The sequence below is a fragment of the Gordonia mangrovi genome (assembly GCF_024734075.1).
In the GTDB taxonomy this organism is placed as follows: domain Bacteria; phylum Actinomycetota; class Actinomycetes; order Mycobacteriales; family Mycobacteriaceae; genus Gordonia; species Gordonia mangrovi.
The window spans coordinates 5,166,427-5,191,782 of record NZ_CP102850.1; the positions used below are offsets into that span (position 1 = coordinate 5,166,427).

At 67.8% G+C, this 25,356-nt stretch carries 25 protein-coding genes; 17 read left to right on the forward strand and 8 right to left on the reverse strand.

Features of this window, described 5'->3' with window-relative positions; all coding sequences use genetic code 11:
- Positions 1-7: 7 nt before the first annotated feature.
- Positions 8-2,554, reverse strand: coding sequence for an accessory Sec system translocase SecA2 (secA2, locus tag NWF22_RS23450; protein ID WP_160904248.1), 2,547 nt, complete (start codon positions 2,552-2,554; stop codon positions 8-10).
- A gap of 258 nt (positions 2,555-2,812) precedes the next feature.
- Here secA2 and NWF22_RS23455 point away from each other — a divergent pair, with 258 nt between their 5' ends.
- The 5 genes from NWF22_RS23455 to NWF22_RS23475 all read left to right on the forward strand — a co-directional run bounded on the left by NWF22_RS23455 (position 2,813) and on the right by NWF22_RS23475 (position 7,031).
- Entirely contained in the window at positions 2,813-3,391 is a 579-nt protein-coding gene (locus NWF22_RS23455) for an META domain-containing protein (protein WP_160904247.1), read from the forward strand.
- An 89-nt stretch (positions 3,392-3,480) separates the two neighbouring features.
- Positions 3,481-4,473, forward strand: a complete 993-nt coding sequence (locus NWF22_RS23460) for a malate dehydrogenase (protein WP_160904246.1) — start codon at positions 3,481-3,483, stop codon at positions 4,471-4,473.
- Positions 4,474-4,545: 72 nt separating this feature from the next.
- Complete coding sequence (gene ppk2 / locus NWF22_RS23465) at positions 4,546-5,388, forward strand: polyphosphate kinase 2 (RefSeq protein WP_160904245.1); 843 nt, start codon at positions 4,546-4,548, stop codon at positions 5,386-5,388.
- A 44-nt stretch (positions 5,389-5,432) separates the two neighbouring features.
- Positions 5,433-6,677: a polysaccharide pyruvyl transferase family protein gene (locus tag NWF22_RS23470; protein ID WP_258321261.1), complete on the forward strand. Its 1,245-nt coding sequence runs from the start codon at positions 5,433-5,435 to the stop codon at positions 6,675-6,677.
- A 57-nt stretch (positions 6,678-6,734) separates the two neighbouring features.
- Complete coding sequence (locus NWF22_RS23475) at positions 6,735-7,031, forward strand: DUF503 domain-containing protein (RefSeq protein WP_160904243.1); 297 nt, start codon at positions 6,735-6,737, stop codon at positions 7,029-7,031.
- A gap of 3 nt (positions 7,032-7,034) precedes the next feature.
- Here the strand turns inward: NWF22_RS23475 and NWF22_RS23480 are convergent, their stop codons facing one another.
- Entirely contained in the window at positions 7,035-7,601 is a 567-nt protein-coding gene (locus NWF22_RS23480; protein ID WP_160904242.1) for a mismatch-specific DNA-glycosylase, read from the reverse strand.
- 125 nt (positions 7,602-7,726) lie between these two features.
- Between NWF22_RS23480 and NWF22_RS23485 the strand changes: the two genes are divergently transcribed.
- The 3 genes from NWF22_RS23485 to NWF22_RS23495 all read left to right on the forward strand — a co-directional run bounded on the left by NWF22_RS23485 (position 7,727) and on the right by NWF22_RS23495 (position 13,017).
- Positions 7,727-10,954, forward strand: a complete 3,228-nt coding sequence (locus NWF22_RS23485; RefSeq protein WP_160904241.1) for an ATP-binding protein — start codon at positions 7,727-7,729, stop codon at positions 10,952-10,954.
- Positions 10,955-11,124: 170 nt separating this feature from the next.
- The gene (locus NWF22_RS23490; protein WP_160904240.1) at positions 11,125-12,561 is read left to right on the forward strand and encodes an FAD-binding oxidoreductase; all 1,437 of its coding nucleotides are present in this window, start codon (positions 11,125-11,127) and stop codon (positions 12,559-12,561) included.
- Positions 12,562-12,624: 63 nt separating this feature from the next.
- Entirely contained in the window at positions 12,625-13,017 is a 393-nt protein-coding gene (locus tag NWF22_RS23495) for a PIN domain-containing protein (RefSeq protein WP_160904239.1), read from the forward strand.
- A 28-nt stretch (positions 13,018-13,045) separates the two neighbouring features.
- On the opposite strand, the gene NWF22_RS23500 is transcribed toward NWF22_RS23495, so the two are convergent.
- Positions 13,046-13,168, reverse strand: coding sequence for a hypothetical protein (locus NWF22_RS23500; protein WP_258321262.1), 123 nt, complete (start codon positions 13,166-13,168; stop codon positions 13,046-13,048).
- A gap of 130 nt (positions 13,169-13,298) precedes the next feature.
- Here NWF22_RS23500 and NWF22_RS23505 point away from each other — a divergent pair, with 130 nt between their 5' ends.
- On the forward strand, positions 13,299-14,135 hold the full coding sequence (locus NWF22_RS23505; RefSeq protein ID WP_160904238.1) for an arylamine N-acetyltransferase family protein: 837 nt from the start codon (positions 13,299-13,301) through the stop codon (positions 14,133-14,135).
- Positions 14,136-14,146: 11 nt separating this feature from the next.
- Here NWF22_RS23505 and NWF22_RS23510 read toward each other — a convergent pair whose 3' ends face one another.
- The gene (locus NWF22_RS23510; RefSeq protein ID WP_160904237.1) at positions 14,147-14,965 is read right to left on the reverse strand and encodes a shikimate 5-dehydrogenase; all 819 of its coding nucleotides are present in this window, start codon (positions 14,963-14,965) and stop codon (positions 14,147-14,149) included.
- Between the two features lie 258 nt (positions 14,966-15,223).
- On the opposite strand from NWF22_RS23510, the gene NWF22_RS23515 reads away from it, so the two are divergent.
- Positions 15,224-16,588 (forward strand): glycoside hydrolase family 183 protein, encoded by a 1,365-nt coding sequence (locus NWF22_RS23515; protein ID WP_160904236.1) that lies wholly within the window; start codon positions 15,224-15,226, stop codon positions 16,586-16,588.
- A 96-nt stretch (positions 16,589-16,684) separates the two neighbouring features.
- On the opposite strand, the gene NWF22_RS23520 is transcribed toward NWF22_RS23515, so the two are convergent.
- Positions 16,685-19,042, reverse strand: coding sequence for a Tex family protein (locus NWF22_RS23520; RefSeq protein WP_373691968.1), 2,358 nt, complete (start codon positions 19,040-19,042; stop codon positions 16,685-16,687).
- 206 nt (positions 19,043-19,248) lie between these two features.
- Here NWF22_RS23520 and NWF22_RS23525 point away from each other — a divergent pair, with 206 nt between their 5' ends.
- Both NWF22_RS23525 and NWF22_RS23530 read left to right on the forward strand, forming a co-directional pair.
- Complete coding sequence (locus NWF22_RS23525; RefSeq protein WP_160904234.1) at positions 19,249-20,175, forward strand: universal stress protein; 927 nt, start codon at positions 19,249-19,251, stop codon at positions 20,173-20,175.
- 110 nt (positions 20,176-20,285) lie between these two features.
- Positions 20,286-20,489: a YgaP family membrane protein gene (locus NWF22_RS23530; protein WP_160904233.1), complete on the forward strand. Its 204-nt coding sequence runs from the start codon at positions 20,286-20,288 to the stop codon at positions 20,487-20,489.
- Positions 20,490-20,521: 32 nt separating this feature from the next.
- Here the strand turns inward: NWF22_RS23530 and NWF22_RS23535 are convergent, their stop codons facing one another.
- Entirely contained in the window at positions 20,522-21,280 is a 759-nt protein-coding gene (locus tag NWF22_RS23535) for a sigma-70 family RNA polymerase sigma factor (RefSeq protein WP_160904232.1), read from the reverse strand.
- Positions 21,281-21,380: 100 nt separating this feature from the next.
- Here NWF22_RS23535 and NWF22_RS23540 point away from each other — a divergent pair, with 100 nt between their 5' ends.
- Both NWF22_RS23540 and NWF22_RS23545 read left to right on the forward strand, forming a co-directional pair.
- Positions 21,381-21,605, forward strand: coding sequence for a hypothetical protein (locus NWF22_RS23540; protein ID WP_233752042.1), 225 nt, complete (start codon positions 21,381-21,383; stop codon positions 21,603-21,605).
- Positions 21,602-22,030, forward strand: coding sequence for an alpha/beta fold hydrolase (locus NWF22_RS23545; protein ID WP_258321263.1), 429 nt, complete (start codon positions 21,602-21,604; stop codon positions 22,028-22,030). Before NWF22_RS23540 ends, NWF22_RS23545 begins: the two co-directional genes overlap by 4 nt.
- Before the next feature lie 119 nt (positions 22,031-22,149).
- Here NWF22_RS23545 and NWF22_RS23550 read toward each other — a convergent pair whose 3' ends face one another.
- Positions 22,150-22,578, reverse strand: coding sequence for a rhodanese-like domain-containing protein (locus NWF22_RS23550; protein ID WP_202399057.1), 429 nt, complete (start codon positions 22,576-22,578; stop codon positions 22,150-22,152).
- A 38-nt stretch (positions 22,579-22,616) separates the two neighbouring features.
- Positions 22,617-23,135 carry a glucose-6-phosphate dehydrogenase gene (locus NWF22_RS23555; RefSeq protein ID WP_160904231.1) on the reverse strand — a complete coding sequence of 173 codons (519 nt, stop codon included), beginning with the start codon at positions 23,133-23,135 and terminating at the stop codon, positions 22,617-22,619.
- A 357-nt stretch (positions 23,136-23,492) separates the two neighbouring features.
- Between NWF22_RS23555 and NWF22_RS23560 the strand changes: the two genes are divergently transcribed.
- The 3 genes from NWF22_RS23560 (at position 23,493) to NWF22_RS23570 (ending at position 25,346) form a co-directional block, all read left to right on the forward strand.
- Positions 23,493-24,062 carry a recombinase family protein gene (locus NWF22_RS23560; RefSeq protein ID WP_160904334.1) on the forward strand — a complete coding sequence of 190 codons (570 nt, stop codon included), beginning with the start codon at positions 23,493-23,495 and terminating at the stop codon, positions 24,060-24,062.
- Positions 24,059-24,361: a hypothetical protein gene (locus NWF22_RS23565; protein ID WP_160904230.1), complete on the forward strand. Its 303-nt coding sequence runs from the start codon at positions 24,059-24,061 to the stop codon at positions 24,359-24,361. Before NWF22_RS23560 ends, NWF22_RS23565 begins: the two co-directional genes overlap by 4 nt.
- A 145-nt stretch (positions 24,362-24,506) precedes the next feature.
- Positions 24,507-25,346: a pyruvate, water dikinase regulatory protein gene (locus NWF22_RS23570; protein ID WP_160904229.1), complete on the forward strand. Its 840-nt coding sequence runs from the start codon at positions 24,507-24,509 to the stop codon at positions 25,344-25,346.
- The last annotated feature ends 10 nt before the right edge of the window (positions 25,347-25,356 follow it).

Below are 25,356 nucleotides of genomic sequence, written 5' to 3' on the forward strand. Positions count from 1 at the left end.
TCCCCGGTCACCGGAAGATGCCGATGATGCCCTGCAGAGTCTTCGCGCCGCCCGACGCGAACAGATTGTCGTGCACCATATAGGTCCACGTCGTGGTGGAGCGATGCAGATCGGCGGTACCCAGATCGACACCGTCGTTGGTGATGGTCGCCGTGCGGAAAGTTTCGCACGCGTTGTCGACGGCGTCGCCCGGCAGAGTGGCGAACTCGTCGAGGATCAATTTGTGGAACTCGTCGAGCGGACTCTCCTTGCCCAGTGATCGCAGGTGGATACTCGCCCGGACGTCGGACACGAACGCCAGATGGTCGGCCCAGGCCCGGTCGAGGTGATAGAGCATGATCTCGCGTGCCGCCTGGACCAGCACCGGCCGCTCGACCGGCTCGGCCCGCGGGGTCGGGCTCGGCTCGGCGGCTGTCAGTTCGCCCGAGTTCGTTTCCTCTGGGCTGGTTTCCGCTGGGCTGGTTTCCGCTGGGCTGGTTTCCGCTGGGCTGGTTTCCGCTGGGCTGGTTTCCGCTGGGCTGGTTTCCGCTGAGCTCGACTCCCCCGTACCCGACTCGTCGGTGGCCGTCGACTCGTCGGTGCTCGGCTGGGCACTCGCCTCGTCCGGCGCCGACGCCGCGGTCAGCGCACCGGTCAACTCCGCGTACCGTCCCGGCTCGCGATCGGCGAGTTCGTCGAGCGCGGCCTCGGTGGTCAGGATCTCCATCCGCCGCTTGACCACGATGTCGCGCTGCTGATTGACGAGCTTGTTGTAGCGCCAGGTGTTGGCATGCAGTTCGAGCATGACGCCCTCGGCGACGCGCTGCGCCTGTTCGATGAGGTCGATGCCCTTGGCCCCCATGGAGCCGTCCTCGGACTGGGAGACCGGATCCCGCTTGAATGCGAGATTCTTGGTGACGACGGGGTCTTCGAGGCTGGAAAAGAACACCGACCTGCCCGGGTCGCCCTGCCGGCCGGCGCGACCTCGCAGCTGGTTGTCCAGTCGCTGGGTGTCGTGCCGTCCGGTGCCGATGACACAGAGTCCTCCCAGTTCCACCACCTCGGCCCGCGCGTCCTCGTCGTCGGCGGAACCACCCAGCCGGATGTCGGTGCCGCGGCCGGCCATCTGCGTGGAGACGGTCACCGCATCGCGGGCACCCGCCTCGGCGATGATCTTCGCCTCCTCGGCGTCGTTCTTGGCGTTGAGCACCACCGTCGACACGCCGGCCTTGTCGAGGAAGTACGCCAGCTCTTCGGACTCGGCGACGTCGTGGGTTCCGATCAGGATCGGCTGCCCGGTCTCGTGCACCTCCTTGACGTACGCGACGATCGCCTCCACCTTGTTCGCCTTGGTGTCGTAAACACGGTCGGGCTCGTCGACGCGGATGTTCGAGGTGTTCGGTGGGATCTGCGAGACAAGCAGGTCGTAGAACTGCCGGAACTGTTCGCCGGCCGCCAGCGCCGTGCCGGTCATTCCGCACACCGTGGGATACCGACCGATGAGTGCCTGCACCGTCATCGTGTCGATGACCTCGCCGGAATCGGTCTGGCTGAGACCCTCTTTGATCTCCACCGCAGCCTGCACGCCATCGGGCCAGCGCTGCAGCTGCGCCACGCGGCCGCGCGAGGCGTTGATCAGGTGAACCCCACCGTCGCGGACGATGTAGTGGATGTCACGCTCGAGCAGGTAGTGGGCGTGCATGGCGATGTTGATGTGCACCAGCGTCGTACCGACGTGGTCTTCGTCGTAGAGGTTGATCCCACCGAATTCCTCTTCGATGAACGCCGCGCCCTCCTCGGTGAGGGTCACGTTGCGCCCTTCGGCGTCGACCTCGTAGTGCTTGGTCTTCATCCGCGCAACCACCTCGTGGATGGCCTGATCGGGCACCTCGGTCTCGGTCGAACCGGCCAGCACCAGCGGGACCAGCGCCTCGTCCACCAGCACCGAATCCGCCTCATCGATGATCGCCACGTCTGGTGTCGGCGAGACGAGGTCGTCGGGCGACAGCGCGAGCTGGTCGCGGAGCACGTCGAAGCCGATCTCGTTGACCGAGCCGTAGGTGATGTCGGCGGCGTAGGCGGCCTGGCGTTCGGCGCGATCGGAGTTCTCCGAAACCGCTCGGGCGACCAGCCCGAACGTCGCGAACAAGGGCGCCATCCACTCGGCATCGCGGGTCGCGAGGTAGTCGTTGACCGAGATCACGTGCACCCGGTGTCCCTGCAGGACGTGTCCGATGGCGGCGATGGCGCCCGCCAGGGTCTTGCCCTCGCCGGTGGCCATCTCGACGACGTCACCCTCGAGCAACCGGAGCGCGCCCTGCAGTTGCACGTCGAATGGCCGCATCTCGAGCGAGCGGTCGGCGGCTTCGCGAACGAGCGCGAGAAACCGCGCCCGATCGGCAGTCTTCGAACCGATGTCGAGTTTCTGGGCCTCTGGGGCGAACTCACCGTCGGTGAGGTCGGCGGCCCAGGATGTGTGCGCGTCCGCATCCTTGATCAGTGCGACCGACTTCGACTGGTTGCGCGATGACTGGGAGCCGAGAAGGCGCCACATGCTGTTGGTCAGCTTTCCCACCGAAACACTTCTCCTGACTCGTGCCTGCCGGGCATGGGTAGCGGTCGTGGCACCCGACTCGATGAACGACCACGTCCGCAGACGCGTCGAAAGTCACCGCGGGGCGCCCCGAGGTCGCCGTCCACGGTACGCGCCGCTCCCACCGGTTCTGCGTGAACCACCGGGGGCGTCCGATGCCAGACACCCGACGGTTGAATCGATGTCATCTCATCCGTTTGCTGCTCCCACGTCGCACGTCCCGGTTGGTACCGTGGGACCATGCCAGTCATCGGGGCGCAGGCACCATCACCGACAAGCGACCGCCACACCGCGGACGGCGAACCGCACCGTCCCCGGCGAACCCGGTCGCGGCTGCTCCGTCGATCGGTGCCGATGCTCGCGGCCTGCCTCGCGCTGGCGGCGCCGACTCTGGTCACCGCATCGGCCGCGGCGGGTCCCGCGCCACTGCCACCCGCGCCCATCAGGCCGGCCCCGGTGCCTCCGGTGGTGCCCGACGACCCCTACACCCTGCTCGCCGACCGCACCTATTCCTCGGTGGCCGTCATCGGCGGCTCCATCCCGGGCGGCGGACCACTGGTGGTCGCGTTCGACGAGACGCCCCGCGTCGGAATGGACGCCGGCTGCAACAGCCACGCCGGCAGCGTGACCGCGTCCGGCGACCAACTCCGCATCGGTCGGCTCGCGTCCACCATGATGGCGTGTCCGCCGCCGCGTGCCGACGCCGACGACTGGCTGGCCCGGTTCACCTCGGTGCCACTGACGTGGCGCGTGTTCGGCCCGATCCTCACCTTGTCGAGCCCGCTGCAGACCGTCGTCCTCATCGAGGAACAGTCGTAGAACGCGGCATTCACACGGCCGTCGCCTGTTGGTCATCCTGACTGTGCAGGATCCACCACGTCGTTCATCGACCGAGACGAGAGGACGCGATGTCGTCGACCACCCCCGCAGTGGTGACCGTGACCGGTGCCGCGGGTCAGATCGGGTACGCCGCGCTGTTCCGGATCGCCGCCGGCGCCATGTTGGGCCATGATCGCCCCGTTCGGCTGCGACTGCTCGAGCTGCCGCACGCGGTGTCGGCCGCGGAGGGCACCGCGATGGAACTCGACGACGGCGCCTTCGAGCAACTCCTCTCGGTCGACATCTTCGACGACGCCCGCGCCGCATTCGACGGCGCCGAGTTCGCACTCCTGATCGGTGCGAAACCGCGCGCCAGGGGCATGGAACGCGCGGACCTGCTGCAGGCGAACGCGGCCATCTTCGCCGAGCAGGGCGAAGTGCTCAACGATGTCGCCGCAGCAGATCTCCGGGTCGTTGTCGTCGGCAACCCGGCCAACACCAACGCCGCCATCGCCGCGGCACACGCACCGGACATCCCGCCGGAGCGGTTCACCGCGCTGACCCGTCTCGACCACAATCGCGCGATCGCACAGTTGGCCCACCGCGCGGGCTGCGCGGCCCGCGACATCAGCCGGGTCTCGGTGTGGGGCAATCACTCCCCCACGCAATATCCCGATATCTTCCATGCCAGGGTCGCCGGGCGCAGCGGCGCCGACCTCGCCACAGATCGCGCCTGGCTGGTCGACGACTTCATCCCCACGGTGGCCAGACGCGGCACGGCGATCATCGAGGCGCGCGGGGCATCATCGGCGGCGTCGGCAGCGAGTGCGACCATCGACCATATTCACGATTGGGTGCTCGGCACCGAGAGCGACGACTGGACGTCGGCCGCACTCCCGTCCCCCGGGGTGTACGGCGTTCCGGAGGGGCTGGTGTGCTCCTTCCCGGTCCGGTCGGTCGGCGGTCGGTGGGAGATCGTCTCCGGTCTCGAGATCAACGAGTTCTCGCGCGCCCGCATAGACGCCTCGGTGGCCGAACTCGCCGGCGAGATCACAGCCGTGGGCGACCTGCTGCCCGCCTGACCTCAGCAGGCATGGCGTCCGGGTCCCGGATCGGACGTCGCCGACGGCCGGTGTCCATGGCATCCTCTGTCCATGGCGAAGAAGGCGAAGGGCGACAAGAGCTCGACGAAGAAGAAGCTCTCGAAAGAGGTCTACGAGGCCGAACTCTTTCGGCTGCAGACCGAATTGGTGAAATTGCAGGAGTGGGTTCGGGTCACCGGCAGCCGCGTCGTGGTGATCTTCGAGGGACGCGACGCCGCAGGCAAAGGCGGCACCATCAAGCGGATCAGCGAATACCTGAGCCCTCGCGTGACTCGCGTCGCAGCTCTGCCCGCACCGACGGATCGTGAACGCGGCCAGTGGTACTACCAGCGCTACGTCGCTCATCTCCCCGCCCCGGGCGAGATCGTGCTGTTCGACCGCTCCTGGTACAACCGGGCCGGCGTCGAGAAGGTGATGGGCTTCTGCACCCCGGTCGAGCACACGCGCTTTCTGCGCCAGACACCGATCTTCGAGCAGATGCTGATCGACGACGGAATCGTGCTGCGCAAATACTGGTTCTCGGTTTCCGACGACGAACAACTCAAGCGGTTCCGGTCACGGTTGCACGACCCGGTCCGGCAGTGGAAGCTCAGTCCGATGGACCTCGAGGCGGTGTATCGGTGGGAGGACTACTCCCGGGCCAAGGACGAGATGATGGTGCACACCGACACCGCAACGAGCCCGTGGTATGTGGTCGAATCCGACGTGAAGAAGCACGCCCGCCTCAACATGATCTCGCATCTGCTCTCCACCATCGACTATGAGGACGTCCCCCGGCCGAAGGTCGAGCTGCCGAAGAAACCGGTCGACACCGGCAACTACCGGCGACCGCCGCGGTCGCTGTCGAAGTACGTCCCCGACCACGTGTCCAGTCTGCTCGGGGGCGATCACTGAGTCACCCGCTCCGGCGACCGCCGCGGATGGGTAACATCCCGTGGGTGCCTGTGCCCGGTGTGCCTGCTGCAATCCGCGATCGCGTCCGTGCGCGTCGCGGATACGAGGAGATCATCTATCTCATCTCCCCCGCCGGATGGCCCAACTACGGCGACGAACTGATCGCGCGGAGCTGGCTGCGCCACCTGGCCCGCACCCGCCCACGGGCGCTGGTCGTCCTGGACTGCCACAATCCGGGTCAGGCCGGACTGCTGCTGCGCGGCATCCACCCCCGCGCGGTGTTCGTCGACACCCTCTGGCAACTCACCCAATACGCCTCGAATCGCACCCGAACCGACGGGCCCGACCCCGACGCACCGTGGGACTGGGTCGCCGACGCCGCGACGCGCTTCGGGCCGGCTCCGCGCCTGGCCGAGGGCGTCGACGTGTTCCGCCGCGCCTCCTCGGTCCACCTGCTCGGCGGTGGCTACCTCAATGCCGTGTGGCCCCACCACATCTCGCTGGTGGCTGCGGTCGCCGAGTTGGTGCGAAGCACCGGCGTCCCGGCATACGCCACCGGGCAGGGACTGCAGCCGCTGGCCGGCGAACCGGCCAGGTCGGTTCTCCTCAAGGCGGTCGAGGAGTTCAGCGTCTTCGACGTCCGCGACGCGGCGTCGCTGGAGGCGCTGGCAGGTACGCCGGCAGTGCGCAGGACCGGTGACGACGCCTGGCTCGGACTCGACGGACGCGACGCCTTCCACATGCCGAAGAACCCGGCTGCGGGTGGCGGAGTGACGCTCTGCGTCCAGGGGGATCTGACGGAGGATTTCACGATGCGCGGCCGTTCGGGTGCCGCCGCGCTCGCGGAGTTCGTCCGCGCCACCCTCGATGCGTGGGAGGTGCCGGGCGATGCGGTCACCGTGGTCGAGGGAATCCCGGGCCGCGACCGGGACGTGCCGGTCCGTCTTGGTGACCGTCTGACCGGTGCCCGCACGATTCCCTTCCTCGACCTGTGGCGGCGGGGTCTGCCGGTCGGCGCCGGCGACACCTGGATCAGTACCCGTTTCCACCCGCATCTGGTGGCCGCCGCCGCCGGTGACTCCGGGGTGGCCGTGATACCGAGGCGCGACTATTACGCCACCAAGCACGAATCGCTGGTGGCGTCTGGCTCACGCTGGACCGTGGTCGACGACCCCGAGGTCATCCCGGACCGCCCCACCACCGGCGGGTTCGACCCGGATGCACGCGCACGGCTGGTGGCCGACAAGCGTGCCCTCGCCGATCGCCTGTACCCGCGACGACGCTTCTGACCGGTAGCCACGTCCGGCACCGGTGTCCTGGGTCGGATACCGGTTAGTGTCCTCACCATGTGGATCGGTTTCGCGGAGTTCGACTATCTCCTGGGAGATGTGCACTCGCTCAAACACAAGCGGTCGTTGGTGCGACCGGTCGTCGCGGAGGTGCGTCGCCGCTTTGCCGTCTCCACCGCCGAGGTCGGCCATCTCGACGCGCACCGGCGGACGCTGATCGGAGTGGGCGTGGTGGCCGCCGACCGAGCGCATGTCATCGAAGTGCTCGACAACGTGGAGCGGTTCGCCGGCGGTCGCCCCGAACTCGAACTGCTCTCGGTCCGGCGACGGATCATCTCCTCGTCGGACATCTGAGCATCAGCCGAACAGCCCCGCGGCCCGTGCCGGCGCCGCGTAGGCGACCGCGAGCGAATCGACGGTCTCGTGCGCATTGAGACCACTCGGGTTCGGCACCACCCACACCTGCGCCCCCGCCCAGCGCTCCTCCTGGCGGCCGGCGACGGCACGCGGCGCGCCGAACGCCGAACGGAATGCGGTGATCCCGGCGACGGCGACGACCCTCGGGCGAATCTTCGCCACCCGCTCCCGCAGGTCGCGTCCACCAGATCGGAGTTCGTCGGCGGACAACTCGGCGGCCCCCGCCGTGGCGCGTGCGACCACATTCGTGATGCCGACACCGCGGCGGTACAGCAGATCACGGTCGTCGGCGGACATGCCCGCGGACGCGTCGATCAATCGGTCGACGATCCCGGCGCGGAACAGCGCCGGGTAGAAGCGGTTCCCCGGCCGGGCGAAGTGGGCGCCGACCGCCGCTGTCCACAACCCCGGGTTGATTCCGACGAACAGCAGTCGGCAGTCGTCCCCGACCAGATCGGCGACCTCCACGCCGCGATACCGCATCAACTCGTCTTTGGTGAATCCCATCGGCTCCTCATATTGGCGGCGGCCCGAGACACCACCTCGGTCGCGGAAACGGACACGGCGCCAGCGTAGTCCGGCAGTCTGCCGATACGGGGCGAGGCCACGCATTCCGGTCTACACTCTCGCTGATGGCTCGGCTCGCGTACACGGTCCTGGGCGGCCTCGGCGCGCAGATCGATTCCGAGCCCGCCGAACTCGGCACGCGCAAGCAACGAGCCGTCCTCGCACAACTGCTCCTCGCCCGCGGCGACTCGGTGAGCGTCGATCGACTCATCGACGGAATCTGGGGTCCGACGCCCCCGGATCGCGCCGAGGTTTCGGTACAGGCATATGTCTCGGGTCTGCGCAAGGCGCTCGAGCCGGGCCGTCGGCCGCGCACCCCGTCGACCGTGCTCCTCACGCGTGGCACGGGCTACGCCCTCATCGCCGACGACGCCGACGTCGACATCCGGGTGCTCTACGCCGCCATCGTGAGCGCACACGAGCGACACCGCAGTGGCGAACTCGCCACCGCTGCACGCGATCTACGCACGGCGCTGGCCGACTACCGCCCGCTGCTGCCGGAGTTCGAGGGGTTGGCGTTTCGCGACGAGGCGGCGGTACATCTCGAACGCACCATCGCCGAGGCCCGGGAGTTCTCCTACGAGCTGCGACTCGCACTCGGCGAGCATCGGGCACTCGTCCCCGAACTGGAGCAGGCTGTGCGCCACGCGCCGCTCGATGAGGGACTCTGGGTGTTGTTGGCCACCGCACGCTACCGGTTGGGCCGCCAATCCGAGGCGCTGGCCGCCATCGCGGATGCCCGCCGCATTCTCGCCGACGAGATCGGCGTCGACCCCGGCCCCCGGCTGCGGGAACTCGAACGCGACATCCTGGACCACTCCCCGCGGCTCCAGGGCCCCACACACAACACCGTCGAAGTCAGCAGCGTCGATGTGGCAGGCGTCGAGGTGGACAGGCCGGCCAACCGGGAAACGAACAGTCCGCACGCGAACGCCGACACGGCAACCGCGGCACCGCCCGCGCGGGCCGACGACGAGGCCGCACTGATCGGCAGATCCGACGAACTCGCGGTTCTGCATCGCGCCGTGCTCACCTCCGTGCAGGGGCCCGGCGGCATCGTCGTGGTGGAGGGTGATGCCGGCGCGGGCAAGAGCGCCCTCCTCGGCGAAGCCGCCCGCCGCGCCGCCGCCTCCGCCCACCTGAAGGTGTTGTGGGGACGGTGCATCGAGGATGCGGCGGCACCGTCGATGTGGCCATGGGTGCAGATCCTGGGCGCTGTCCTGCCCGATCTGACCACCGACGATCGCGACGCACTCCTCGACAACGACCTCGGCCGTATGGTGACCCAGGGCAGCACCGTCATACCGCCGCCGCGCGAGATGCCCGATGCCGCCGCTCGTTTCCGCTTCTACGATCAGGCCGCCGACATGCTCGCGCGCGTGGCACATGGTCACCTGCTGATCATCGTCCTCGACGATCTACAGTGGGCCGACGGCGCCTCGCTGGAACTGTTCGCGCACATGGCTGCTCGTCGCACCGCGGGAGTCACATTCTTCACCTCCGTACGCACCCGCACCCAGCGGGCGGCCGTCGCCGATGCACTCGCGGCGGTCTCGCGGTTACCCGAGCATCGTCGGATCGAAGTGGGTCCGCTGTCCGACGACGACATCTCGGCGTTGGTGCGGCGAGAGACCCGGGAGTGGCCCGCATCGGGCACTGTGGCCACGATCGCTCGCCGGACGCGCGGAAATGCGTTCTTCGTCCGCGAGCTGGCACGAATCCTCGCCGACCGCGGGGCAATCGACGACGGCGCAGTTCCGGCCGGGGTTCGCGACGTGGTCCGCGACCGGCTCGGCCCGCTCGCGGCGGCGACCGTGGCCCTGCTCGAGGTGGCTGCCCTGATCGGAAGCCGCGTGGACCTCTCGCTGTTGGCGTCCGCGGCCGGGATGCCGACCGACGAGATGCTCGAGACCCTCGAGTCCGCGTACGCCGCCGGCCTGATCAGCACCGCACCCGACGACCCGTTCACCGTCGAGTTCGACCACGATCTCATTCGCGAGGCCATCGCCGGGAGAATGTCGACCGCGCGGGCATACCGCATCCACCTCGCGATAGCCGATCAGCTCGAGAACTCGACCACCTCCACCGCCGTCTCCCAGCGCGCCACCCACCTGTGGGCGGCAGGCCCTCTCGCCGACCGGTCTCGCACCGCCCGCACACTTTTGGATGCGGGTCGAATCGCGTTGCGCAGCTACGATTTCGACGCAGCGGGTCGTCGACTCACCGGCGCGGCCCAGTTGGCCCGGACCACCGGGGACGACGGACTGGAACTCCAGTCGATCACCACACTTCTCGACAGCGAGGTCGCCCGCAACGGCTACTTCGCGGCCGATCGCGAGCTGCTGCGCCGTGCCCGTGAACTCGGTGAGCGCGCCTCCGACGACGCTCTTCTCGCCCGACTCGACTATGCCCGCTTCGCCGCGCACTCCCAGCTCGCGGAGATCGGACCGGCACGTCGATACGCCGAAGCGTTGGCCGAACGGGCGCGGCGCTCCGACCAGCCTGTCGTGCAGCACCTCGGGATGCAGGCCGCCGCCATCGACCTGTTCGACCGAGGGCACATCGGTGACGCCCACCGGCTCCTCGAGGCGCATGCTCCGATCGACGGGTCGGTGGACGGTGTGCAGACCGACCAGTTGATGATCGGCCGAGGGTTCCGAGCGGTCGCGGCGACGTTGCATGTGGGCCCCTCGTACGGTCGTGAGCTGTTCGAGCAGATCGACATCGGGCCCGACGACCCGATGTCGCACCTGGGCACCGCGATCTTTGCGGCCACGGCCGGCGCCCTGGTCGGTGATGCCGACTGGGTGGGTGAGGTCGGCGAACGGATGGTGGGTTCGTCCGGGCACAGCGCGCTGGAGTATCTGCGCACCGGCGGGGAGCGGATCTACTGGTGGGCCCGAGCGGTGAGCGGATCACCCGACAAGGCGTTCGATCACATCGCCCGATTGCACGATCCGCGCGGAGAACACCGGACGGGCACCGGCCTGTGGTGGTCGCTGTATGCGGAGGCCCTTGTCATCGCGGGTCGGTTCGAGCACGTCCCGGCCCTGCTCCGGCAAGCACAGGATTTCGCCGAGCGCACCGGCCAGCGATATCCGGATGCCCATCGGCTGCTGGTCTGTGCCGAGTTCCAGAACGCCACCGACCTCCCGGCCGCGACGGTCCACGACACCCTGCGGGAGGCCCGCAGGGTGGCGATCCGCCAGCAGGCCACCACATTGTGCGCGCGGATCGATGCCTTTGCGATGGACCACGGCTACTGGCCCGACGTCACCGACACCGCGCTCTGAGAGCCGCGCACTGCGGTACGCGCAGGTGGTGATCGATCCCCGACGACTTGCGATCGCAACCCCAAGTCGGATCCAAGTGCCCCTCAAGGCCGGCCGACGAGAGTACTGATCGTCCGGGACATCCGGAGAACCAGGCCCGCCGCACATCCGGCACACAGTGAGGAACCCCGATGACGATCCAGTCCACCCGACCGACCGACGCACCCGATCCGACCGACCTCGCCATCCGGCCCCGGACCACTGTCCTGGCCGAACTGGCCGACCGCATCGCCGGCTACGTCCACGGTCCCGGCGAGCCGGGCTACGACGAGGCGCGCACAGGCTTCAATCTGTTGACCGATCACCGGCCCGCGTTGATCGCCGTACCGGCCAACCGGCACGACGTCGTCGAATCCGTCCGATTCGCTGCGGAGCAGGGTCTGCGGGTGGCGATCCAGGCCACCGGACACGGTCCCGGAGCGCCGGCCCACGACGCGCTGCTGATCAACACGTCGAAGATGACCGAGGTGACCGTCGATCCGGTCGCGCGGACCGCCACGGTGAGTGCCGGCGCGACATGGGCACCGGTGCTCGAACTGACGCAGCGGCACGGTCTGGCGCCGCTGCTCGGCTCCACCACCGGCGTCGGTGTGGTGGGCTACACCCTCGGCGGCGGTTTCGGATGGCTGGGCCGCAAGTACGGGCTCTCCTCGGATGCGGTGCGCTCCTTCGATCTCGTCACCCCCGACGGGAATCCGCTGCGCGTCAGCGCCACCAGCCATCCGGACATCTTCTGGGCACTGCGCGGCGGCGGCGCCGGAAATCTCGGCGTCGTCACCGATGTCGTCATCGACCTGTTCCCGGTCAGTACCGTGTACGCGGGCAACCTGTTCTATCCGGCCGAGGATGCCGCGGAGATCATGCGACGGTTCGCCGCATGGGCGCCGCACCAACCCGACGACCTCACGTCGGCGGTCACGCTGATGAACTTCCCGCCGCTCGACATCGTGCCGGAGCCGCTGCGCGGCAAGAGTTTCACTCTTCTGCGCGGCTGCTGGTCCGGTGATGTCGCCGTGGGCGCCGAGATCATCGACGAGTGGCGGCGGTGGAAGACGCCCGAACTCGACATGTGGGCCGAGATGCCGTTCTCGGCGGCCGACGCCATCAGCATGGATCCGACCGATCCGATGCCGGCAATGGTCACGACCGAGTGGATGGACGAGTTGCCCGATGGTGCCGTCGATATCCTGGTGGATCGCGTGCTCCCCTCCCCCGGGACCATGCCGTTGATCTTGTTCGCCGAGGTCCGTCACGCCGGCGCGGCGGTCGCCCGCGGCGCGACCGACGCCCCCAATGACCGGGGCCGTGACGGCACCTTCCTGCTCGAATTCGGCTCGGTGGTGCCCGATCCCCACGTGGGGCTCGCGGTGGAGTCCGCCCAACGGCTGACCCGACAGGCACTGACCCCGTACGTGACGGGTGCGGCCTACCTGAACTTCCTCGAAGGCGACGAGAAGGCCGCACGGTCGGCGAGCGCCTTCAGCGACACCAATCGTCGCCGGCTCAACGCCATCAAAGCCGCCCTCGACCCGGAGAACCGGTTCTGCCACGGGGTCGCGTTCGGCTGACGCCCGAGCACGACCCTCCGCCAGAGGGCCCGGCACACCCAGGCCGGGGCTAGATTGGCTCCCATGTCGGATACGCCGCGCTCCCTGATCATCATCGACGCCGCCAACGTCGTGGGTTCGCGACCCGACGGTTGGTGGCGTGATCGGCATGGCGCGACCGAGCGACTACGCGATCGTCTGGCCGGTCTCGCCGGCACCGGCCTGCCCGGACTCGACGGGCCGGTCGAGGTGGTGATGGTGGTCGAGGGCAAGGCACGGACCGTGTCGTCGGCGGCCACGGTGGCCACCGTGGCCGCCTCCGGTTCCGGCGATGACCGGATCGTCGAACTGGTCGCCGCACAGCGCAATCGACCGGTTCTCGTGGTGACCGCCGACCGCGAGTTACGGCGTCGGGTCGGTGAACTCGGCGCCGAGGTGGCCGGGCCGAGTGTCCTCTCTGTGGACGATCAGCCCTGATCGACGGTACGGCGGGGGACGACCGGCATCAGCGGTTGCCGGTGTCCGGCCGCGGCGCCGGTCGGCCGAATCGGCGTCGGAGGGCATCGAGGCCCGTCACGCGAACCTTCCCGGTCACCCGCACCGTGCCGGTCACCCGGATCTTGCCCATGCCGTCACCGTCCTGTCATCGAACATCCTGTGTGGCGGACACGATACCCGGCGGCGAGGCAGTCTCGGCCGGCTGATCAGGTGCGAGCCGTCGCGCAGCAGGCCCGGACACGGATGCGACCATGGAGTCCATGGACAACATTGGGGTCGATGTCGACGGCTACCTCGATCGGATCGGTCATCTGGGCGAGCAGACCCCGACTGCCGATGTCCTGAGGCGTCTGGTCGCCGCCCATGTGCGGCACATCCCGTTCGAGAATCTGGATCCGCTCACCGGGGTTCCAGTGGCCGATCTCGGCCCGGAGAGTCTGCAGGACAAGCTCGTTCGACGCCGGCGCGGTGGGTTCTGCTACGAGCACAACGGACTGTTGCGGTATGTGTTGCGCGCACTCGGCTTCGAGGTCGACCAGCTCGCCGGCCGAGTGGTGTGGATGAAGGAGCCGGGACCCCTGCCTGCGGAGACACATCAGCTGCTCGCCGTCACGGTGCCGACCGAGGACAGCCGTTTCCTCGTCGATGTGGGTTTCGGCGGCCAGACCCCCACCACACCCTTGCGGCTGGTGATCGGTGACGAGCAGCCGACCGATCTCGAGCCGTTCCGTGTCGGGATGTGGCCCGACGGTGGCTTCCGCGTGCTGGAGTCGGAGGTCGCCGGCCGGTGGCAGCCGCTGTACCTGTTCGACGAGCACCCACGCGCCGAGATCGATGGTGTGGTCGGCAGCTGGTACGCCTCGACCCATCCGGGCTCGCACTTCTGCACCACGGTGTCGGCATGTCTCGTCGTCGACGACGAGCGCTGGAACCTACGCAATCGACACTTGGCCGTGCATCGGGCGGATGGAACGAGCACGAAGCGCGAGTTGGCAACGGCAGGCGAGATCCTCGATGTCCTCGCCGAAGACTTCGGCATCGACATCGACGAGGTGACCGGCCTCGAGATGCGCGTCCGTGCAGTGATCGACGGCTGAGCTCCGCCGGATCAGGGTGTGGCGCGAGAGAATTCGGAGGCGCGCTGCACCTGATCAGCGGAGACCGCGACTCCGGTGTAGCGCTCGAACTGCCGTGCCGCCTGCAACGCGATGACCTCGGCGCCGGTGATCACCCGCTTGTCTGCGTCTCGGCCGGCCCGGATCAGTGGGGTCTCGGAGGGGAATGCGACGACGTCGAACACCACATCGGCCGCGGCGATCTGCGTGGGAGTGAACGACAGGGCGTCTTCATCGGCGCCATGCATACCCAGCGGGGTCACGTTGACCAGAACCGATGCGCCCGACGTGGGGACATCCGCAGCGAATTGATAGCCGCACCGGTCTGCCAATGCGGCGCCGGCGGCCGCGTTGCGGGCGACCACCGTGACATCGTCGAACCCGGCGCCGCGAAAAGCCGCCACCACCGCCTTGGCCATGCCGCCCGACCCTCGGATGGCCACCGAGGCCGACGTGTCCAACGCGTGGCTGTCGATCAGTGCGGCGACCGCCTCGTAGTCGGTGTTGGACGCGACGAGTCGACCCGACTCGTTGACGATCGTGTTGACCGATTCGATGGCCGAGGCCGACTCCTCCATCTCGTCGACGAGCGGGATCACCGCCTCCTTGAACGGCATCGACACCGAGCATCCCCGGATGCCCAGTGCCCGGATCCCACCGATCGCACCGGCGATGTCGTCGGTGGTGAACGCCTTGTAGATGAAGTTCAGACCGAGTTCGTCATAGAGAAAGTTGTGGAATCTGGTCCCGATGTTCGACGGGCGTCCGGCCAGCGAGATGCAGAGTGTCATGTCCTTGTTCAGGATCGGCATCCTGTCACCCTAACGTGTCGTCACCTCGGGTCCGGGTGGCCTCGGAGACTCGCATCGACATGGAGAACTGACAACCACGTGGGTAATAGCCTGTGTGATTGTCAGTTCCCCATGTGGTTGTTGTGTCATGACCGCGCCGACGGTCACGAGACCAGATCGTGACCGTGGAAGACCTTCGATTCCGTTGCCCCTTGAGCAACAATTGCCCCATTAGTAACAAGAGTCACATCAACCGTGTTTCACCGACGGGGAGGTCTCGTGCGGCGTCGACTCACGCGCACGGCGCGGCTCGCGATGGTCGGCACCGTCGCCGTGTCCGCATGCGCACTGGCGACCGGCCACGGGGCCGGCGTCGCCGGCGCGGCACCGTGCGGCAACGGCGGGTTCGGGTCCAGCGTCCCCGACACCGGTTCACTCGGGTCCAGCGGTTCGCTCGGTTCCAGTGGCTCGCTCGGTTCCAGTGGCTCGCTGGGCAGCTCAGGTATCCCGAACATCGGCCCACAGGGACCGCTACCACCGTATTTCGGTGTCAGCACGCGATCGGTTGCCTGGGTCACCGGTCCGCTGAGCGCCAATCGCACCTTCAGCCGATTCACCATCAGCGGCACCGATCTCGGCGTCAGCTGGGACAACGGCAATGGACAGACGCTGATGGCGTTCGGCGACACGTTCGGCAACTGCAACGCACTGGGTCAGCAGTGGCGCCACAATGTGTTGCTGCGCACCGACGACCACCGACTGTCCGACGGTATCCAGATCCCCGACGGCGTGGCCGGCGACCCGACGTCGGGCACGGTCATCGCCCCCGGCGAGCCGAACTTCGCGCAGGAACTCATCCCGTCACTGGGCATCTCTGCCATCGAGGTCACCACGATCCCGACCGCAGCGATCTCACTGCCGTGGGGTGCGGGCCATCGTCAGTTCATCAACTACATGTCCGTGCGGTCGTGGGGATCGGCCGGCAACTGGGTCACCAACTTCTCCGCGATCGCGCACTCCGACGACAACGGGCAGACCTGGCAGACCGATCAGGACACCATCCGGATCAACTCGCCGATCTCGCTGGCACTTCCGGCAGCGCTGCCGACCGTCGAGTACAACAACGGCAAGTTCCAGCAGAATGCGTATGTACGCGGGCGGCCGGACGACGCCGACGAGAAGGACTACATCTACCAATTCGGCACACCCAACGGCCGCTTCGGGGCGGCATTCCTCGCTCGTTTCCGGCCGACCGACATCCTCGACCTCGATCAATACGAGTACTGGGGCGGCAGCGCGCTCGGATGGGTCGCCCTCGCCGACATGCCCGATGTGCAGTCCCAGGTCGTGCCACAACCGGTCACCGAACTGTCGGTCGCGTGGAGCCCGTATCTGGACAAGTACGTCATGCTCGACGGGGACAACGGCATTCGCATGCGCACCGCCGAGCACCCACAGGGGCCGTGGAGTGCGCCGCGATACCTGGTGGCGCCCAACACCATCGTGGTCTACGGCCCGATGATGCTGCCCGACTCCCCTGCTCTGCAGGGAGATTCCCCCGAGCTGTACTTCAACGCCTCGCGGTGGAGCGACTACAACGTGATGCTGTTGCGCACGGATCTGAGTCGGGTACCGGGCCTGTGACGTCTGGCGCGTATCCGGCTGCGGTGTGCGGAACCCGCGGCGACAATAGTTGTCGCGGCCGGCCCCGGGCGCCGCGTGCCGATCGCGGCCGTGCGGCTACCGACCGAATCCGGCGTCGCGCAACGCCTGCGCCATCGACCCGGTGGGCTGTGGGCGACTGCCGCGGCCCGAGTCCCGACCTCGCTTACCCGGCTTACCGTACCTATTCCCCTGGCTGCCCTCGCGTTGGGCCCGGTCGGGTCGTCGCCCACCGCCGGACTTCTTCTGCACACCACCTCCGGCTCCGACCTCATCGTCGAGCCGCAGCGTGAGACCGATGCGTTTGCGGTCGATGTCGACCTCGACGACCTTGACCCGCACGACCTGTCCGGACCGCACCACCTCGTGCGGATCGGACACGAACCGATCCGACATCGCCGACACGTGTACCAGCCCGTCCTGATGGACGCCCACGTCGACGAACGCGCCGAAGGCGGCGACGTTGGTCACCACACCCTCGAGAATCATGCCCGGTTTCAGATCGGCCACCTTCTCCACGCCGGCGGCGAACGTCGCGGTCTCGAATGCCGGCCGCGGGTCGCGGCCGGGCTTCTCGAGTTCGGCGAGGATGTCGGTCACCGTCGGGATGCCGAACCGCTCGTCGGCGAAGTCGGCCGGCCGCAGCCCGCGTAGCGTCCGGGCGTTGCCGATCAGTTCGGTGATCCCCACGCCCGCGCGATCGAGGATGCGGCGCACCACCGGGTACGCCTCGGGATGGACACCGGACGAGTCCAGCGGATCCTCACCGTCGCGGATACGCAGGAATCCGGCGCACTGTTCGAATGCCTTCGGGCCCAACCGAGGCACGTCGAGAAGTCCGGTGCGGCTACGGAACGGTCCGGTGCTGTCGCGATGCGCCACGATGGCGGTGGCGAGCGCGGGGGTGACCCCCGAGACCCGTGACAGCAGCGGCACCGATGCGGTGTTGAGGTCTACCCCCACCGCGTTGACCGCGTCCTCGACCACCGCGTCCAGGCTCCGGGCGAGCGTGCCCGGGGTGACGTCGTGCTGGTACTGGCCGACCCCGATCGACTTCGGGTCGATCTTCACCAGCTCCGCCAACGGATCCTGCAGACGACGGGCGATCGACACCGCGCCACGCAACGAGACGTCGAGATCGGGCAGCTCACGAGAGGCGTATTCCGACGCCGAGTACACCGACGCCCCCGCCTCGCTCACCACCGCCTTGGCCGGCGCCCGACCGCCCGCCTTACGGATCTCCGCGACCAATTCCGTTGCCAGCGCATCGGTTTCACGCGACGCGGTCCCGTTGCCGATGGCCACCAGGTCCACGTCGTGGCGGGCGATCAGTGCGCCGAGGGTGGCCTTGGCCTGATCCCATTGCTTCTGCGGTTGATGGGGGTAGACAGCGCAGGTGTCGAGGACCTTGCCGGTCCCGTCGACCACGGCGACCTTGACACCGGTGCGGAACCCGGGGTCCAGACCCAGCGTCGGGCGCGTCCCGGCGGGCGCCGCGAGGAGCAGATCCTTCAGGTTCGTCGCGAAGACGCTGACGGCGTCGGCCTCGGCGCGCTGACGCAGCGCGACGCGTGCTTCGACCGAGGCCGACATCATCAATTTCGTTCGCCATGCCCAGCGCGCCGTCGTCACCAGCCACGGCGTCGCCGCGCCCGGATGGGCCGCGTCGATACCCAGTGTGGCGGCGACCATGGCCTCGTAAGCGTCGTCGTCTCCCCCGTCAAGGGTCAGCGTCAACGCTTCCTCCTTCTCCCCGCGCAGCACGGCCAGCACCCGGTGAGAGGGCATCGAGTCCAAGGGCTCGGTGAAATCGAAGTAGTCGCGGAACTTCTGGGCGGCCGGCGATGCCGCCGCGGCCTCCGAGCGTGCCGCGGTCCGCATCGACCCATCGGCCCAGAACTTCTCGCGGATGGCGCCCACGAGTTCGGCATCCTCGGCGGCGCGTTCGATCAGGATGTGCCGGGCACCGTCCAGCGCGGCCGCGGCGTCCGCGACCTGGTCGGTGAGAAACCCGGCTGCCGACTCGTCGGGCACCAGCCCCGGATCGGCGAGCAGTCGATCCGCCAGCGGCTCGAGACCCGCTTCCCGCGCGATCTGCGCCTTCGTACGCCGCTTCGGCTTGTAGGGCAGGTAGATGTCCTCGACCCGCGCCTTGGTCTCCGCCGCCAGCAGTGCGGCGCGCAGCTCATCGGTGAGCTTGCCCTGTTCTTCGATCGAGGCGAGTACGGCAGCGCGCCGCTCGTCGAGTTCCCGCAGATACCGCAGACGCTCGTCCAGGGTGCGCAGTTGCGTGTCGTCGAGGCTGCCGGTGACCTCCTTGCGATAGCGCGCGATGAACGGCACGGTGGACCCCTCGTCGAGTAGCCGCACCGCGGCGATGACCTGGCCTTCGGCGACGGACAACTCCTCCGCGAGACGTGCGTTCACGGACTTCACAGCTGGACTCGCATTCACCCGGAGGACCCTACCGAAGTCATCCGACAGGGCCACGCCCGCCGCGCCGAACCCGTGACCAAGGTATTTGTGCCCTCGCGTGCGGGCCCGAAGCCTCCCGCGACGGGACGCGATACGTCCTAACGTCGAAGTTGTCGTGGTGACATCTGCGACCACGACGCTCGCTCGCGCACAGAGAGAAGGTCGTCATGTCAGACGCACGAACCAGCCGCATCATCGTCGGAGTCGACGGATCACCGTCCTCCACCGCGGCGGTCGAGTGGGCCGCGCGCGATGCCGAGATGCGTGACCTGCCGTTGGCGCTGATCCACGTGATCACCCCGGTCGTGCTCCCGGCCGAACCGTGGCCGCACGGCTTCGAGAACCTCAACATGGTGCGGTGGCAGCAGGACAATGCCCGGCACGTGCTCGAACAGGCACGGGAGGTCGCCCAGAAGGCGGCTGCACCCGGCGAATTGCGCGTCACCGGTGAGGTGCTGAACGGTCCGGTGCTCCCGATGATGACCGAGGTGTCCGAAGACGCGGCACTCATGGTGGTCGGTTGTCGCGGCCAGTCCCGGGTCGCCGGCGCCGTGCTGGGATCGGTCAGTTCGGGTCTCGTCCACCACGCTCGCTGCCCGGTTGCGGTCATCCACGACGAGTCGGCACCCGACGGCGTGTCCGATCGGTCGCCGGTGCTGGTGGGTGTCGACGGATCGCCGACCTCGGATCTCGCCACCGCGATCGCCTTCGAGGAGGCCGCTCGTCGCGGCGTCGAGCTGGTGGCACTGCACGCCTTCAGCGACATGAGCCGACTCGAGGTCCCCACGTTGAACTGGGCGCCGATCGAATACCGCAATCTGCGGGACAAGGCCGCCGAGGTCCTCGAACAGCATCTGGCGGTCTTCCGCGCCGAGCACCCAGAGGTGGTGGTGCGGCCGGTGATCGACCCGGTCGCCGCCGACTCTCCCGCCACCGGCCTGCTGGGCTACGCCCAAGGCGCCCAACTGGTGGTGGTGGGCAGCCACGGACACGGGGGATTCACCGGGATGCTGCTCGGGTCGGTGAGCAATGCCGTGGTGAACGCTGCCCGGATCCCCGTGATCATCGCGCGATCTCGCGAGACGCAGGTGTAGCACCCCAAGGCCTTTCGGTTGTGAGCTCCATCTCCTTCCCGTGCCACCACTATACCCCCGGGGGTATAGTGGTGGAGGCCCTGAACGGGTCGAAGGACTGGAGGTTTCTCATGAACATTGACCGTGGCGTTTTTGCCATCGCCGGAACGATGACCTTGCTCGGGGCCATCCTCAGCGCCGCTTTCTCACCCTGGTGGCTTCTGCTCGTCGGCTTCGTCGGCCTCAATCTGCTGCAGTCGAGCGTCACCGGCTTCTGCCCGGCCGCGATGGTCCTCAAGCGGTTCGGCATCAACAGCGGCTGCGCCTTCCAGTAGCCCACGCAGGGACCTCGGCGATCCGCCGACGGCTACCGGCAATTGAGGTGGCGGAGCTTGTCCGGATTGCCGATGCCGTGCAGAACGCGAATACCGTCGGGCCCGAAGGTGAAAGCGATCACCGTGACCACTCGATCCGCGTGTCGGATCACGGCGCCAGGATCCACGTTCACCGACGCGACTCCGAATTCGAGTCCGCGTCCGGACAGTGAGCGCAGCAACTGCGTGGCAATCGCGGTCGATCCGCGAACCTCTCCGACCGGCGCGCCGGCGATGAGTCCACCCGAGTCGAAATCCCCTGCCACATCGGGGGCCAGCACCGCCACCAGCCCGGCGAGAGTGCCGAGCACGTCGGCGATCGTCGTGAACTCGAGTCGGAAGACGTCGTGCAGCAGGAAGGCCGTTCGCTCTGCGTGGGTCAACCGCTCCAAGACGACGAGCAGGGCCATCCGTACCGAGTCATCCAAGGTGATCCGGTCCTCGACGGGCAGGGCGTCATCGGCCACCACCAGCGGCTCGGGCAGCCACTGGCCCACAAAGGCGCGACGGCGGTGTTCGTGGGCGCGCAGCCGGTCCAGGGCAGCGTGCGCAGCGACTGTCGTCAGCCATCCCTTCGGATTCGTCACGTCGCCGCGGTGTTCCACGAATCGGAGATAGGTGTCCTGGGCGACGTCTTCGGCGTCGCTCACAGATCCGCCGATCCGGTACGCGACATCCCAGACCAGTCGGTGGTATCGGCTCCACCATTCTTCGACGCGGTGAGGATCGAGTGGGTGAGGTGTATCGGTCATGGACATCAGACGAGCGGCGCAACGACAACGTGACCAGATCGGTCACATCGGTGGTCGTACAGCCGTCTCATATCCGTCCCGTTCCGGCGAGAGGAAGATCATGAGCGCCGCCCACCACAGCCCCGCGACCACCGATCCGATCGTCCGACCCGCCTGGCTGAGCCAGGAGACCTGGCCGGTCACGATCCGAACCCACGACACCGGCCTCGGCCGGATCGCCTACACCGACGAGGGTGCGGGCCCCATCCTGGTCCTGGTCCATTCCGGAACCTGGAGTGTGTCTGGCGCGATCTCGCCGCCAGCCTGCACAAGGACTTTCGGGTGATCACGTTCGACCCGCCGGCGATGGGTCTGTCCGACACCGGCGATGGAGCAGGTCTCGGTCAGACCGCCGACGCCCTCGATTCGCTGGTCCGATCGCTGGAACTCACCGACATCGTGATCGTCGCCCACGACCTCGGCGGACCGGCATCGCTCCAAGCGGTGAGCCACTGGCCGGAGCGGGTCCGCGGCTATGTCGCAGTCAACTGCTTCGGGTGGCGACCATCCGGCCCGGTGTTTCGGGCGATGCTCTGGGTCATGGGCAGCGGGTTCATGCACGAGTCCGACGCCTGGACGGGATGGCTACCCGCGGCAACATCGACCCGGTTCGGGGCCGGCAGCCACTGGTCACGCGACCGTCACGCTTTCGCCGCGGCATGGACCGCCGCGGGCAACGGTGCCGCGTGGCTATCACTTCCCGACGTGTGATGACCCGCAGTTGGTGGCGCGCATACTCATCGACTGGCATCAGCGCAACGTCGGTGCCCGAGCCTCCTGAGAACGGGCTCACCGGTCGCTCGACGCGATTACGTCCGCACCCTCGGCGATCAACCGGCCCCGGTCGGCGACCCGGACTCGATCGGTAGGCCGGTGCTCATCTGCGCCTCGTCGAGACCACCGGCATCGGTGACGTCGGTGAAACCACTCGACCTCATGATTTCCACGGCCTGGGCCGATCGGTTCCCCGTCTGGCAATAGACGATGTAGGGCGCGCCGGCGGGCAGCGTCGCGATCACGTCGGCGAAGTCACCGGATTCGAGGTTGATGTTGCGGGCGCCACGCAGATGCCCGGCCTCGAACTCTGCTGGGGTGCGCACATCGATCATCACCGCGTCGGCCGGCATCGCCGGCAACGAGGTGGTCGATCCGCCGCCGCCATCCGACGAGCCGCATCCGGCCGCCACCGACACCGCAGCGACAAGCGCGAGCATCACGCAGGCACGAAGCCACGGCAGCCGATGCAATGTACGGGCCAAGTCGCTCCGACGACTGCCGTTCAGCCCGGACATCACGTCTACCCGTCCGCCGACTCAACCGCCTCGCCGTGCTCGGCGAGGTCGAGGTGCAGCGCGTGGTGGGCATCGAGCATGTGCCGAAGTCCCGTGTCCAGCGGCCACGGAAAGGCGAGTTCGTGGCCGAACCGGTCGTCGACCGCCGCCACCGACCCACGCCGCAGCGACGTGGCGTCGACGCGCTCGACCATGGACTCGAACAACTCGAGTGGGGTGGCCAGATAGTAGAGCGGCTGACGCCCACCCGGCGACCGCATCCCCGCCGCGTAGACCAGTCCGTGTGAGGTGATCACCAGACGGTCCGACGCGATCACCACGTCGCCGGCAACCTCGGCTCGTCCCCACTCGACGGCGGCCGCGCGAGACTCCTCCACCCGCCTGCGGGTGTCGTCGGTCAGCAGTTGTTCGACATGGCGGCGGTCTGTCGTCGTGTCGGAGCTGTATTCAGGGCCGAAGTGTCCCCGCAGGATCTCGTCGATGAAATCGAACAGTGGATCGTTCACCGCCTGCTGATCACTCATCGCAGTGCGCCTTTCGTCCGAATCGCCTGGCTGCAGCGTGCTCTCGACGTTACGCCGACGAAGGCGTCGGCTCGCGCGAACGCCGAACTCGCGTGCCGTGCGGCCCCGGCCGCCCGCCGCACGGCACCCGCAGCGCGAGACCGCCGCCTTTCGTCTCATATCAGTCGTACCGAGGATCAATATTCGACGAACTATTTCGCGACGCTTGTCCTCTGTCGGCCGATATAATCGGACATTGTCTGCGAGCCCAGACTCACTGATCTCAAAATTACGGCCGGCGTGTACGCAACCGGTTGTGAGATATTTTGAGATAGTGTTCGCGTCATGAGACCGGACAAGATGAGCGGATACCCGGGCATGCTGCTCGGGTATGCACGTGCGGGCACCGGTGCCCACACGCTGGAATCGCAGATTGATGCGCTGACCGACGCCGGTGTCGTGCCGGCAAGGATCTACAGCGACGCGTTCGCCGCGATCACCCGAATGCCGCTTCGACCCGGTTTCACCGCCTTGCTCGACTACGCACGACCGGGCGACATCACCGTGGTCGTCGGGATCGACCGACTGGGCCGCACCGCCCCCGAAGTGATGGCGACGGCACGCGATCTCGCCGATCGACAGATCGGCCTGCGCTCGCTGCGTGAGGGGCTCGACACCGACGACCCGGCCGGCGCGATGATCGTCGGAGTGCTCGCCTCGCTGGCCGAGCTCGACGAGGAACTCGGTCCGGCCCGGCGGGTGACCGATGCGTCCCGACGCACCCGCGCAGCGTCTGTCGGACGACCGCGCGCGCTCGGCGACGAACAGATCGCCATCGCCGAACGCATGCGCGCCGACGGCGAGCCGGTGCCGGCGATCGCCGCCGCACTCGGCGTCAGCCGAGCCACCCTGTATCGCGCTCTCGCCGAACGGCGGTCAGTAACGTGACGGGCACCGACGAGGGTTCGTTCGACCTGGACATCATCACCGAGCACGGCGTCGTCACGCGCCTGCCCACGTCGTTCCCGATCGTCGACCCCGAACTCGACGGCCACCTCGACCCGGACCTGTTCCAGCGGGGCTTCGATGACGCCAATGACCGGTTGTGTGGTTTCCCGCCGCCGTGGGCGCGCCACCACGCGTCGTCGACAATGGCGTCCGAACCGGATCCGGACGATGACGAACCGAGTTACACCCGCGGCTACAGGGCTGCGCTGTACGGTTACCTTCGCCACTCGGCTGACTGAGGCGTAACCGCAGTCACACAGACCTCGCCGATCGGGCGAGTGAACGCCGCGCCAACGGCCGGTTGAGGACCTGCCCGACAGCTCGGAAAGCGCCTGCGTAAGGATAGAGCCCACAGTTGTGACGTCGGCGATAGGGAATGACCGGGTGAGTGAGACGTACGCCGGTGACGCGATTCCGGTTTTCTTTCTCTCGGACAGCACCGGTATCAGCGCAGAGACCATGGGCAACGCCTTGTTGTTGCATTTCCCCGATCACCGGTTCGACCGCGCGCTGATCCCATTCATCACCACCGAAGACGACGCCCGCGATGTCGTGGCCAGAATCGACGCGACCATGGACCGCGGCATGACACCGCTCGTGTTCGTCACCGCTGCGCTCGATGACGTTCGTCTCGAGTTGCACAAGACCCGTGCCCCGGTGATCGACTTCTTCGACATACATATGCAACAGGTCGAGTCCATCCTCGGAACCCGGGGCGCCCGTACCCCGGCGCGTCTGCACGGCGTCGGCGACGTCAAGCGTTACAACGCGCGCATGCAGGCCGTCGAGTACGCGATCGAACACGACGACGGACAGAGTGTCCGCACGCTGGACAAGGCCGACGTGATCCTGGTGGCGCCGTCACGCTGCGGCAAGACCCCGACCACCATGTACCTCGCGTTGCAGCACGGACTTCGTGTCGCGAACTACCCACTCGTCGACGAGGATCTCGTCAGCACCGACCTTCCGCGCCCGATCCGGCATCTGGCCGACCGGTGCTTCGGCATCCTCACCACCGCTGCCCGCCTCAGCGCCGTCCGAACAGAGCGCCGCCCCGACTCGACGTACGCGTCCCTGCGCCAGTGCACCTACGAACTCAAGCGTGCCGAGGAGCTGTACCGCACGCATGACCTGCCCGTCATCGACTCGTCGGCGAAGTCCGTCGAAGAAATGTCCACGCTCATCCTGCAAGTGCTCGCACGCAGGCCCCACCGTCAAGACTGAGGAGCCAGTT